The 12,143-nt window shown below is 70.3% G+C and carries 10 protein-coding genes; all 10 read left to right on the top strand.

The features are described from left to right. Positions 1–72: 72 nt before the first annotated feature. The 10 genes from FBF36_RS07795 (at position 73) to sufB (ending at position 12,141) form a co-directional block, all read left to right on the top strand. Positions 73–1,032, top strand: a complete 960-nt coding sequence (locus FBF36_RS07795; RefSeq protein WP_034491096.1) for an NAD kinase — start codon at positions 73–75, stop codon at positions 1,030–1,032. Then, on the top strand, positions 1,029–2,837 hold the full coding sequence (gene recN, locus FBF36_RS07790) for a DNA repair protein RecN (protein WP_138137354.1): 1,809 nt from the start codon (positions 1,029–1,031) through the stop codon (positions 2,835–2,837). The genes FBF36_RS07795 and recN overlap by 4 nt, the downstream gene beginning before the upstream one ends. Then, positions 2,834–4,039: a putative cytokinetic ring protein SteA gene (gene steA / locus FBF36_RS07785; RefSeq protein ID WP_034491101.1), complete on the top strand. Its 1,206-nt coding sequence runs from the start codon at positions 2,834–2,836 to the stop codon at positions 4,037–4,039. Before recN ends, steA begins: the two co-directional genes overlap by 4 nt. A 58-nt stretch (positions 4,040–4,097) precedes the next feature. Beyond that, positions 4,098–5,033 (top strand): copper transporter, encoded by a 936-nt coding sequence (locus FBF36_RS07780; RefSeq protein ID WP_009393672.1) that lies wholly within the window; start codon positions 4,098–4,100, stop codon positions 5,031–5,033. A 78-nt stretch (positions 5,034–5,111) separates the two neighbouring features. Then, entirely contained in the window at positions 5,112–6,029 is a 918-nt protein-coding gene (locus tag FBF36_RS07775) for a hypothetical protein (protein ID WP_138137352.1), read from the top strand. After that, positions 6,029–7,678 carry a murein biosynthesis integral membrane protein MurJ gene (murJ, locus tag FBF36_RS07770; protein ID WP_138137350.1) on the top strand — a complete coding sequence of 550 codons (1,650 nt, stop codon included), beginning with the start codon at positions 6,029–6,031 and terminating at the stop codon, positions 7,676–7,678. Before FBF36_RS07775 ends, murJ begins: the two co-directional genes overlap by 1 nt. Then, positions 7,675–8,838, top strand: a complete 1,164-nt coding sequence (locus FBF36_RS07765) for a glycosyltransferase family 4 protein (protein WP_138137348.1) — start codon at positions 7,675–7,677, stop codon at positions 8,836–8,838. The genes murJ and FBF36_RS07765 overlap by 4 nt, the downstream gene beginning before the upstream one ends. Positions 8,839–8,925: 87 nt before the next feature. Beyond that, positions 8,926–9,639 (top strand): NUDIX domain-containing protein, encoded by a 714-nt coding sequence (locus tag FBF36_RS07760; RefSeq protein WP_050792681.1) that lies wholly within the window; start codon positions 8,926–8,928, stop codon positions 9,637–9,639. Positions 9,640–9,970: 331 nt separating this feature from the next. Further along, positions 9,971–10,705 (top strand): helix-turn-helix transcriptional regulator, encoded by a 735-nt coding sequence (locus tag FBF36_RS07755; protein WP_009397422.1) that lies wholly within the window; start codon positions 9,971–9,973, stop codon positions 10,703–10,705. Continuing rightward, a complete protein-coding gene (sufB, locus tag FBF36_RS07750) occupies positions 10,702–12,141 on the top strand; it encodes a Fe-S cluster assembly protein SufB (RefSeq protein WP_009397418.1) in 1,440 nt (479 codons plus the stop codon). The genes FBF36_RS07755 and sufB overlap by 4 nt, the downstream gene beginning before the upstream one ends. Positions 12,142–12,143: the final 2 nt, after the last annotated feature.

Raw genomic sequence — 12,143 nt, 5'->3', positions numbered from 1 at the left:
GAGTCGGCCGGCCTCCATCAGACCTCGGAGCAGCCGGCAACGGAGCAGCCTTGCCGGAGGATCTCGCGCGTCATGCTGCTGCAGCGCGAGCTCAACGACAAGCCCGTCCCCGTCCCCAGGCCCAGTGCTCCGACGTCCACCGCTGTGGCCCGGGCCTCGGCGGCACTGCGTGCCCACTGTGTGGAGCCGGTCGGCCCGGACTGCACTGACCACGTCGACCTCGTCCTGGTGCTCGGTGGCGACGGTACGATCCTGCGCGCCTTCGAGATCGCCCGTGAGCGGGACATCCCCCTGGTGGGTATCAATACCGGCCACGTCGGTTTCCTGGCCGAGGCCGACCCCGACGGCATCGAGCAGGTCGTCGCGGATCTGGTCGCCGGCCGCTACACGGTCGAGACCCGCACCACCTTGAACGTGGAGGTCATCTGTCCTGACGGCACGGTTACGCGCGACTGGGCTCTCAACGAGGCGGCCCTGGAGAAGCGCGACCGCGCCCGCATGATCGAGGTCGCCATCGGCGTCGACGGCCAGGCCGTGTCCTCCTTCGGCTGCGACGGCCTCATCATGGCCACGCCCACCGGCTCGACCGCCTACGCGTTCTCCTGCGGCGGCCCCGTCATCTGGCCCGAGGTCGAGGCGCTCCTCCTGGTGCCCGTGGCCGCGCACGCCCTGTTCACCCGGCCCCTGGTCCTGGGGCCCGACTCCTGCATGGAGGTCGTCGTCCAACGAGCGGGCTTCGGAGGCGCCGAGATCTGGTGCGACGGCAGACGCAGCCTGGATGTGCCGGTTAGCGCCAGGATCCGCGTCACCCGGGAGGAGCGTCCGGTGCGCCTGGCACGTTTCAACGAGGCCCCCTTCGCCAGCCGCCTGGTGCGCAAGTTCGACCTGCCCGTGGAGGGGTGGCGGGCCTCCAGCAGCGCCGACGAGGCCTACTCGGCTGAGGGCGACGTGCTGACCCAACCGATGGTCACCATCGCCGGTCATTGCACCGACGGTGGGGTCCGGCCGGACTCCTCGGGAGGGACGGCGTGATCGAGTCCTTGCACATCGAGGACCTCGGTGTCATCGAGGAGGCCGATCTCCCTCTCAGTCGCGGCCTGACCGCCCTGACCGGTGAGACCGGCGCCGGTAAGACGATGGTGCTCACCTCCCTCGGGCTGCTGCTGGGGCAGCGGGCCGAGACCACCATCGTGCGCACCGGCGCCGAGCGCAGCCTGGTTGAGGGGGCCTTCCTGGTCGACCCGGACTCGCGCGTTGCCGCCCGCGTCGTCGAGGCCGGGGGCGATCTCGACGACGACCTCCTCCTGGCCTCACGCACGGTCCCCGCCTCCGGACGCTCCCGCGCCTATCTGGGAGGGCGCTCAGTTCCGGCCTCGGTCCTCAGCGAGGTCGGTGGCCGACTGGTCTCCGTCCATGGTCAGGCCGATCAGCTGCGGCTGCGCTCGACCGCGGCCCAACGCGCTGCGCTGGACTCACTGGGCGGTCAGGACCACGCCGCCCTGTGCCGCCGCTACGCCAAGGCATATCAGGCGCGCCGCCGGGCCGACCAGGAGCTCCAGGAGTGGCAGGCATCCGCTCAGGCCCGAGCCGTCGAGGTGGCTCAGCTGCGCACCTGGCTCGAGGCCCTGGAGGAGATCTCCCCCCGCAGCGGTGAGGACCGGGAGCTGACGGCGGAGGCGGAGAGACTCGACCACGCTGAGGACCTGCGCAGGGCCGCCACCGGGGCCCGCGGCGCGCTCAGCGGGGAGGAGTCCGCCACCGGGCAGGCGCCCGACATCGTCTCCCTCATCGCCCACGCGCACCGCAGCCTGGCTGCCGAGTCCGACCGTGACCCCGCCCTGGCCGAGCTGGCCACGCGCACCCAGCGACTGGGCATCGACGCAGCCGATATCGCCGCCGAGCTGAGCGGGTACCTGTCCTCGCTGAGCGCCGACCCGGCTCGCCTCGCCCAGGTCCAGGACCGCCGCGGGGAGCTCGCTCGCGCCTGCAGGGAGATCGGCGGGCCTCAGGAGCAGCTCGACGACGTCGACGCCCTCCTGGCCTGGGGCGAGCGCGCAGCCGCTCGCCTGGCCGAGCTCGACGGCCCCCAGGACACCGCCACCGTCCTGGCCGAGCGCCTGGCCGCCGCCGATGAGGAGCTGGCCGGTGCCGGCGACGAGCTGAGCCGGGCCCGTCGGCGGCTCGGTGAGCGTCTGGAGCAGGCCGTCACCGCAGAGCTGGAGGGCCTGGAGATGAAGGGAGCCCGGCTCGTCGTCGAGCTGGAGCGACTCGACGAGCCCGGGCCCACCGGCCTTGAGAGTGTCGCTCTCACCCTCGTCTCACACCCCGGCGCGCCCGCCCTGCCCCTGGGGAAGGGAGCATCGGGAGGCGAGCTGTCCCGCATCATGCTCGCCCTGGAGGTGGTGCTCGCGGACGCCGCGGCCTCCGCGGGCGCTTCGACCCATACCCGCACTCTTGTCTTCGACGAGATCGACGCCGGCGTGGGAGGCCGGGCCGCCCGGGAGATCGGCAGGCGCCTGGCGCGCCTGGCGCGACATCACCAGGTCATCGTGGTCACCCACCTGGCCCAGGTGGCGGCCTGGGCCGGCACCCACCTCGTGGTGCACAAGGAGACAGTCACCGAACCCGCATCCGGTCCCGGCCTCTCAGAGGCGTCCGAAAGGAATGTGAGAAAGTCCCAGCCGGGACGCACCCGCACACAGGTCCTCGTCGTTGAAGGCCAGGAGAGAGAACGAGAGCTGGCCAGGATGCTCTCCGGGCACGAGGACTCACAGGCCGCGCTCCGGCACGCCGCTGAGCTTCTCCAGGAAACTGTCGTGGGACAATCCGAGCCGTGAGGAATCCCTTCCGCAGGAAGCCTGCGTCCGTCTCCGAGCATCCCAGCGGTGTCGTGCGCGTCGACGCGCGCACGAAGAAGCTCACCAAGCGTCTCCAGCCCGGGGAGATCGCCATCATTGACCACACCGACCTCGATCGGGTGGCCGCGGAGGCACTGGTGGAGTGCGGTGCCTCAGCGGTCCTCAACGCCTCCCCGTCCATCTCCGGGCGCTACCCGAACCTGGGCCCCGGCATCCTTCTCGACGCGGGGATCCCCCTCGTGGACGATCTGGGCCCCGACATCATGCGCCTGCACGACGGCCAGCGCATCACCGTCGAGGACGGCTCGGTGCGGATCGAGGGCAAGGAGCAGGTCATCGCCGAGGGCTCGGTCCAGACCAGGCAGACCGTCGCCGTGTCCATGGAGGAGGCTCAGAAGGGCCTGGCTGTTCAGCTGGAGGCCTTCGCCGCCAACACCATGGAGTACATGCGCGGGGAGTGGGACCTGCTCCTCAACGGTGTCGGCATGCCCTCACTGACCACGCGGATGAGCGGCAAGCACGTCCTGGTGGTCGTGCGCGGCTACTCCTACAAGGAGGACCTTCAGGCGCTCAAGCCCTACATCCGCGAGTACAAGCCCGTCATCATCGGCGTTGACGGAGGTGCCGACGCCGTCCTGGAGGCCGGCTTCAAACCGGCCATGATCGTGGGCGACATGGACTCCGTGTCCGACAAGGCACTCACCTGCGGTGCCGAGATCGTCGTTCACGCCTACCGCGACGGGCGCGCCCCGGGCCTGGCCCATGTCGAGGAGCTCGGGGTCGAGCATCATGTCTTCGCCGCCACCGGTACCAGTGAGGACATCGCTATGCTCATGGCCGATGAGGCCGGCGCCGAGATCATCGTGGCCCTGGGGACGCACGCCACCCTGCTCGAGTTCCTCGACAAGGGACGTGCCGGCATGTCCTCGACCTTCCTGACCCGGCTCAAGGTCGGCGGCCGCCTCATCGACGCCAAGGGCGTCTCCCAGCTCTACCGCACCCGCATCTCGGGGTGGTGGCTGCTGTTCCTCGCCCTGGCGGGCACCTTCGCCCTGGCCATGGCCCTGATGTCCACGCCCGGTGGACAGACCTTCTTGGGACTGTCCGGTGCCGTGTGGGACGACATTGTCAACTTCTTCCGCACACTGCTGGGCCTGGCCCCGAACTCACCCACCGTCTAACGACCCCCGCCCATCTGAGAGGCAGTCCCTCTCACGGTCATCTTCAAGGTCTTCAACCATGATCGACTTCCGCTATCACCTGGTATCGCTCATCTCCGTGTTCCTGGCTCTCGCCGTCGGGGTCGTCCTGGGGGCCGGTCCGCTGCAGAACTCCCTGGGAACCGCGCTCAACGACCAGGTCACCGCCCTGCGTGAGAACCGCAACGCCACCCAGGCCAAGCTCGAGCAGACTGAGACGGCCGTCAACGAGCGGGACTCCTACATCACTCAGGCCGCCAGCAGTCTCCTGCCCGGAACCCTGGCCTCCAAGAGTGTCGCCATGGTGCTCCTGCCCGACGCCAAGGCCGAGGACGCCGACGCCATCACCACCCAGCTCAAGAGCGCAGGCGCCACCGTCACCGGCCGGGTGAGCATGACCAGCACCTGGGTGGACGTGTCTCGGGAGAACTACCGCTCCAACCTCTCCGGACAGGTCCAGGGGCACCTGGGCAGTGCCAGCTCCCAGGACGCCAACGGCATCCTGGGGGAGGCACTGGCCAAGGCCCTCACCGCCAATGACGACTCCTCCCGAGTCCTCATGGACATGCTGTCGGTGGACAAGGCCGGCACGCCCTTCGTCACCGTGGACTCCACACCCACCGGGCCGGCGGAGATGATCGTCGTCGTCGGGCCCCGCCCGCAGGCATCCTCCGGCAAGGGGGCGACAGTCGAGGCCTCGCCGGGCCAGGATCCCAAGGCCTGGGCCAAGGCACTGGCGGGTACGGCCGGCCGGGCGCCGACAGTCGTCGTCGGTTCCGCCGACGGCGACGACAACGTCGTCAGCATCATCCGATCCGAGGGCGCGAAAGTGACCACCATCGACTCCGTCGGCCAGGTCGCCGCCTCGGTCTCCACGCCCCTGGCCCTGGCCCTGGTCTCTACCCGGGCAGGAACCATCGGCCACTACGGCTTCGACAAGGGGGCAGACGCCGTCATGCCGCCAGTGACCAAGTAGCCCCTGTCCTCAGGTGCTCCGGCCCCATCATGGGTGCCGAGGCCGCGGTCCGTCCTCGCCCTGCCTTAGGCTGAGCCCATGGCTGGCACGATCACGCGAGTAAGCTCCTGCGCCCGAGGCCTGGCGCAGGTGGGCATCAAGGCGGCGGGCGTCACCCTGTCCTGGTCCGCCGCCCTGGCGCCCATCGCCCAGGGCCTGGAGCGCACCAACTTCCATGGCCGCACAGTGAGCCTGCGCGGAGGCGTCGGAGCCGCAGCCGGAGCCGTGATGGCCGGGATCGAGGCCGGCAGACTCATGCGGGACAGGACGGCATCGCCCTCACGTGCAGGGCTCGCCGCCACCCTCGCGGCAGCGGCCGGCGGGTGCGCCGGCCTGGCCGACGACCTCGATGCCGGTGCCCACGACGGCGACACCCCCGCCAAGGGGCTCAAGGGCCACCTGACCGCCCTCGCCCACGGGCGCGTCACCACCGGAGCCCTCAAGATCGCCGTCATCGGCTCAGGGGCGCTTGTCGGTGGCGTCCTCCTGACTCGCCACCGCAGCTCGGGCACCGGCGGGCGTCCGCCGATGGAGAGTGTCGCCGATGCCGCCTCCAGCGCCGTGGTCATCGCGGCCTGGGCGAACCTCCTCAACCTGCTCGATCTGCGCCCCGGACGGGCGCTCAAGACCGCCTGCATCGTGAGCACCCCGCTGCTGGCCACCCCCGGACGCGACGGCGAGCCCACTCGTCTGCTGGCCGCAGGAACCCTGGGAGTCAGTCTCGTGGCCCTGCCGGAGGACCTCTTGGAGAACACGATGCTGGGTGACACCGGAGCCAACGCCGTCGGCGCCCTGCTGGGAACCGCCCTGGCGTGCCACCCCCACGCCGCGGTGCGCGCCGGGGCCGCCCTGAGTGGGGTGAGCCTCGTCCTGGCCAGCGAGAAGGTCTCCTTCTCCAGCGTCATCACCGACACCCCGATGCTGGCCGCACTCGACGGGCTGGGGCGCCGTCCCTGATGACATCCCAGCAACGCCGTGGCGGCCTGCTCTCAGCGGCCGGGTCCGTCGCCGGCCTGACCCTCGTCTCCCGCGTCCTGGGATTCCTGCGCTGGCTCGTCCAGGCCGCCACCGTCGGCACTGGCACGGTGGCGGGCGCCTACACCACGGCCAACCAGCTGCCCAACACCCTCTACGAGGTCGTCGTCGGTGGCGTGCTGGCGGCCACCGTCGTTCCGCTTCTGGCCGCCCCGATCACCGCGGGCAGGCGCGAGGAGGTCACCGTCACCGCCTCAGGGCTGCTCGGCCTGGTCCTGGCGGTCCTGACCCCGCTGTCCCTGGGGCTCATCGTCCTGGCCGCCCCGATCGCGGCCCTGTTCCCCACCTCCCAGGGCGTGGACCCGACGCTCCAGCACGAGCTCGTCGCCTCCTTCCTGCGCATGTTCGCCCTGCAGGTGCCCATGTACGGAGTTGCGGTCGTCCTCACCGGGGTCCTCCAGGCTCACAACCGCTTCACCTGGCCGGCTCTGACACCGATGCTCTCCAGCCTCGTGGTCATGGCGACCTACGGCCTCTACGGGGTGCTGGCCGGCGGTGACGACGCGACCGCCTCCAGCCCCGCCCTCCAGGTGCTCGGCTGGGGGACGACCCTCGGGGTGGCCGCGCTCAGCCTCCCGCTGCTGTGGCCGGTCCATCGGCTGGGACTGGGGCTGCGTCCCACCCTGAGACTGGGCGGCTCCCAGGCCCGGCGGGCGCTGCGGCTCGGCGGCGCCGGGGTGTGGACGATCCTGGCTCAGCAGCTGAGCGTCCTGGTAGTGCTGGCCATGGCCCGCTGGGGCGGGCAGACCGGAACAGCGGCGGTCTACCAGTACACGCAGGCCGTCTACGTCCTTCCCTACGCGGTGCTCGCCGTTCCCGTGGCCACCGTCCTCTACCCCCGCCTGACCGCCGCCTTCGAGGCCCGCACGCACCTGCCGAAGAGCTCTGGCAGCACTGGTGCGGATGAGGACGTCTCGCGTCTGGTCGCCACTTCCACGGCCCTGGTCACCGCCGTCGCCGTCGCCGGAACCGCCATGCTCCTGGCCGCCAGCGCCGCCGCCGAGCGCTTCTTCTCCTTCAAGCAGGTCGACGGGATGGGCCAGGCGCTGGCCGTCCTGGCCCCGGGGCTGATCGGCTACGCCCTCATCTATCAGGTCACCCGGGTCCTCTTCGCCGCCGACCGCTCTCGACCCGCCGCTCACGCCACCGCGGCCGGCTGGCTGACCGTGGCCGTGGCCTGTGCCGCCTGCGTGCGCCTCATGGCGCCCTCGGGCGGAAACGGGCGCGCCACCCTCGTGGCACTGGGAGTAGGCACGACCATCGGGATGACGGTGGCTGGGGTGAGTCTGCTCGCCGTCCTGGCCCGGGTCATGGGAGGCCGGGTGCTGCGTGCGACCCTGACCGCGCTCGTCGCGGGGCTGCCCGTGGCCCTCGCCCTCGGGCTGGCTGTCCGTGCGGCGACCACCCGCGTGACCTTCCTGCCGCTGGCCGTCATCACCGCCGTGATCGGTGCCGCCGCGGCCGCAGCCCTCGTCCTGGCGGCCATCCACCTGGCTGACCGCAGCCTCCTGGCATCGATACGTGGCGGGAGGCCAACGGTGACGACGGAGGATGACAAGGAGAGACCATGAGCCCCAACGGCGTCGACAGCAAGAACGAGCCCGGTGCCCCGCAGAGCCCGCACGCAGTGCGCCGGCGGATCCTCCAGGTGTGCGGATCGGCCGCCGGAGGGGTGCGGGCCCACCTGGCCGACTGCGCCCGGCTCCTGGCCGCCGACGGCCACGACGTCATCGTCGAGGCGCCGGCCGCGGTCCTAGACGGACTGGATGTCGATCCAGCCCGCGCCGAGGCGCTCGAGATCGGTCCCCGCCCCAGCCCCAACGACGCTCTGGCCGTGGCCAGGCTGCGTCGGCTGGGCCGGCGCGCCGACGTCGTTCACTCCCACGGCCTACGAGCCGGGGCCCTGGCCGCCTTTGCCCTGGGACGACGCCGCCGTGGACGCACCCGGCTGGTCGTCACCCTCCACAACCTCACCGTCGGTGGACGCCTGACCACCCTGGTGGGGGAGGGACTCGAACGGCTCATCGCCCGGCGCGCCGACCTCATCCTGGCGGTCAGCCCCGACCTGGCCGAACGGGCACGGGAGCTCAGTGCCCCGCATGTCGAGCTCGCCATCATTCCTGCAGCACCCCCGCCGCAGGCCTCCGAACTGAGCCCCCCCGACTCAGTGGTACCGGAGGATGCCTGGCCGCAGGGCGGCGCGCGCCTCCTGACCGTTGCCCGCCTGGCTCCCCAGAAGGGCCTGCCGCTGCTGCTCGATGCCGCCGCGATCCTCTCCAGCGAGGTCGACGCCGGCCGGCTCGAGGCCTTCACCTGGGCGCTCGCCGGAGAGGGGCCCGGCCGTCAGGAGGCCGCCGAGCGCATTGCCGCCGAACAGCTCCCAGTCACCCTCCTGGGGCGGCGATCCGATGCGCCTGCTCTCATGGAGGCCGCTGACATCGTCATCCAGACCAGTCTGTGGGAGGGCCAGCCCCTCACCATCCAGGAGGCCCTGCGTGCCGGCGCCGCGATCGTGGCCACCGACGTCGGCGGTACCGCCGTCACAGCCAGGGGAGGAGCCATCCTCGTGGTCCCTCAGGCCCAGGCCATCGCCGAGGCGCTCGAAACACTCCTGAGTGACCCCGAGTCCCGCTCCCGCGCCGCTCAACGCGCGCGAGAGGCGGCACAGCGCCTTCCCGGGCTCGAGGACCTCTGCGCCCAGCTGCGTCAAGCGATTCGAGCCCGCGACTGATCCGGCCATCGTGACGGCCGGCGGTAGCATCATGGGTGCGCAGGCGCGTATCAACCACAGCGCAGGCAGTAGGTGAAGGAGGCGACCATGGACCAGCCGGTGACCGGGGTCGGTCAGAGCAACGGATACGCAGGCCGTGAGGTCATCCTCAACGATGAACGTGACCCGGGGCGTGAGCGCCTGTCCAGCCAGAGGGTCTGGAGCGGGCCGATCTTCGCCGTCGACGCCGACCACGTGCTCCTCGCCCCCGGTCAGGACCCGGTGGCTCGTCAGGTCGTCGTCCACCACGACGCCGTCGCCGTCGTGGCCCTGCGTGAGGGTGAGGAATCCTCTCAGACCGACGGCGCCGCGGAGATCCTCATGATTCGCCAGTACCGCCACCCCGTGCGCGCCTGCCTGTGGGAGATCCCCGCGGGACTGCTCGATGTGGCGGGGGAGGCCCCCGCCGTCGCCGCCGCCCGCGAGCTCGCTGAGGAGACCGACTACGCGGCGGCCACCTGGAACACGCTGGCCGAGTTCTACGCCTCGCCCGGCTTCACCACCGAGGGGGCGCGGATCTTCCTCGCCCAGGACCTGAGCCTGCTGCCCGAGGACCAGCGCACCGCCCGCAAGGACGAGGAGGCCGAGTTCGTGCCCACCTGGGTCCGACTGGACGAGGCACTCGACGCCGTCATGGACGGCCGCCTGCACAACCCCTCCACCGTGCTCGGAGTCCTGGCCACGGCCCAGGCCCGCGCCCGTGGTTGGGATGGGCTGCGTCCGGCTGACGCCCCCTGGCTGCGCAGCCCGGAGAGCCTGTAGGTGCCTGCACCGGGCCAGCGGCAGCGTGACTAACGGGGCGCCGTCATAGCGGCAACCCACTGGTTAGGTATTCCTAGGTAAGGCTTACCTTTCATTAGGTGACGTGTTCAATCCCACCCCGCGACGCTCCGTCGTGAACTTGCCAGTGTTGAATTCGGCAAGCAAGATCTTGGTTAAACTCGTGGCACGACGACCAGCGACGCCTCGCAGGTCGATCCTGGAACCGGTCGGCGGACTGGCTGGCCGGCTTGGCCGGCAAGGAAGCGGTCGAACCGGTCGCAACGGGGACAGGCCGTGAGGCGTCGGAAGCGACTAGGGGAGGAGAACGGTCATGACGCAAAGTGACGACGACTCTACCCGGGCACGTGTTCTCGACCTCATCGCTGAGAAGGGACCGGTGTCGGCGGCTCAGCTCGCCAAGGTCCTGAGCCTGACGCCGGCCGCCGTGCGCAGGCACATCACAGCGCTCGAGGACGCTGAGCAGATCGAGGTTCACACTCCGGCTCAGACGGGTAAGCGTGGCCGCGGTCGCCCCGCCCGCCACTACGTCCTGACGCCCAAGGCCCGCACCTCCTTCGCGGAGGGCTACTCCGACCTGGCCAACCGCGCCCTGCACTACCTGTCCCAAGTGGCCGGTGACAAGGCGGTGGACTCCTTCGCCGCGGCCAGGGGCCGTGACCTCGAGCGCCGCTACGCCGCCGTCGTCGAGGCGGCCGGCAGGGACCCCTCGGAGCGGGCCCGCGCCCTGGCGGACGCCCTGACTCTCGACGGTTACGCGGCCTCGGTGCGCGACGTCGGAGACGGGTCCTTCGCCGTCCAGCTGTGCCAGGGCAACTGCCCGGTGCGTGACGTCGCCGGGGAGTTCCACGAGCTGTGCGACGCCGAGACGCAGGCCATCTCCCGGCTCATCGGCGTCCCGGTCCAGCGTCTGGCCACCCTGGCCGGAGGCGAGCACGTCTGTACCACCCACATTCCGATCGCCATGCCCGCGCTGCGCAAACGCGCGGTCCGGGCGGCGGCTAAGACGCGAGGCCTTGAGACCAAGCGAATGGAAGGAACCCGATGACACTGCCGACAACCGAGACCACGCGTAGCACCGATGACGAGATCATCGACTCGATCTCAACGAGCTACGACTTCGGCTGGCACGACTCCGACGAGGCCGGCGAGAAGGCCAGGCGAGGCCTTGATGAGCAGGTGGTCCGCGAGATCTCCGCCATCAAGGGCGAGCCGGAGTGGATGCTGGCCAAGCGTCTCAAGGCCTACTCCACCTTCGAGCGCAAGCCCATGCCCACCTGGGGCGTGGACCTCTCCCAGCTCGACATGGACGCCGTCAAGTACTACGTGCGCTCCACGGACCGGCCGGCCAACTCCTGGGACGACCTGCCCGAGGACATCAAGAACACCTACGACCGCATCGGCATCCCCGAGGCCGAGCGTGAGCGCCTGGTGGCGGGGGTGGCCGCCCAGTACGAGTCGGAGGTCGTCTACCACCAGATCCGCGGCGACCTGGAGGAGCAGGGTGTCATCTTCGTCGACACCGACACGGCCGTGCGCGAGTACCCCGAGCTCGTCAAGGAGTACTTCGGGACCGTGGTGCCGGCCGGCGACAACAAGTTCGCCGCCCTCAACACGGCCGTGTGGTCCGGGGGCTCCTTCATCTACGTCCCCAAGGGCGTCCATGTCGAGATCCCGCTCCAGGCCTACTTCCGCATCAACACGGAGAACATGGGCCAGTTCGAGCGCACGCTCATCATCGCCGACGAGGACTCCTACGTCCACTACGTCGAGGGCTGCACCGCCCCCATCTACTCCACCGACTCCCTCCACTCGGCGATCGTGGAGATCGTGGTCAAGAAGAACGCCCGTGTGCGCTACACGACCATCCAGAACTGGTCCAACAACGTCTACAACCTGGTGACCCAGCGCGCTACCTGCGAGGAGGGCGCCACCATGGAGTGGATCGACGGCAACATCGGCTCCAAGCGGAACATGAAGTACCCGGCCGTCTTCCTCATGGGGCCCCACGCCCGTGGCGAGGCCCTGTCCATCGCCTTCGCCGGCGAGGACCAGCACCAGGACACCGGCGCCAAGATGGTCCACATGGCGCCCCACACCTCCAGCCACATCGTCTCCAAGTCGATCGCCCGTCACGGTGGCCGCAGTGCCTACCGCGGACTGGTGCAGATCATGAAGAACGCCCGGCACTCCAAGTCCAACGTGCTGTGCGACGCGCTCCTGGTCGACGAGATCTCCCGGTCGGACACCTACCCCTACGTCGACGTGCGCACCGACGACGTCGAGATGGGGCACGAGGCCACCGTCTCCAAGGTGAGTGCCGACCAGCTCTTCTACCTCATGCAGCGCGGGCTGACCGAGACCGAGGCCATGGCCACGATCGTGCGCGGCTTCGTCGAGCCCATCGCCCGGGAGCTTCCCATGGAGTACGCCCTCGAGCTCAACCGGCTCATCGAGCTGCAGATGGAGAACTCGGTGGGCTGACC

Origin of the sequence: Actinomyces sp. oral taxon 171 str. F0337 (genome assembly GCF_005696555.1) — a bacterium.
GTDB lineage: Bacteria > Actinomycetota > Actinomycetes > Actinomycetales > Actinomycetaceae > Actinomyces > Actinomyces oris_E.
This window is presented reverse-complemented; position numbering and strand designations above follow the sequence as displayed.

What these genes read in the sequence shown, in the direction of transcription:
- FBF36_RS07795 (WP_034491096.1), top strand. Translation starts at nt 73, where the DNA reads ATGCTGCTGCAGCGCGAGCTCAACGACAAGCCCGTCCCCGTCCCCAGG.
- FBF36_RS07780 (WP_009393672.1), top strand. Translation starts at nt 4,098, where the DNA reads ATGATCGACTTCCGCTATCACCTGGTATCGCTCATCTCCGTGTTCCTG.
- FBF36_RS07775 (WP_138137352.1), top strand. Translation starts at nt 5,112, where the DNA reads ATGGCTGGCACGATCACGCGAGTAAGCTCCTGCGCCCGAGGCCTGGCG.
- murJ (WP_138137350.1), top strand. Translation starts at nt 6,029, where the DNA reads ATGACATCCCAGCAACGCCGTGGCGGCCTGCTCTCAGCGGCCGGGTCC.
- FBF36_RS07765 (WP_138137348.1), top strand. Translation starts at nt 7,675, where the DNA reads ATGAGCCCCAACGGCGTCGACAGCAAGAACGAGCCCGGTGCCCCGCAG.
- FBF36_RS07760 (WP_050792681.1), top strand. Translation starts at nt 8,926, where the DNA reads ATGGACCAGCCGGTGACCGGGGTCGGTCAGAGCAACGGATACGCAGGC.
- FBF36_RS07755 (WP_009397422.1), top strand. Translation starts at nt 9,971, where the DNA reads ATGACGCAAAGTGACGACGACTCTACCCGGGCACGTGTTCTCGACCTC.
- sufB (WP_009397418.1), top strand. Translation starts at nt 10,702, where the DNA reads ATGACACTGCCGACAACCGAGACCACGCGTAGCACCGATGACGAGATC.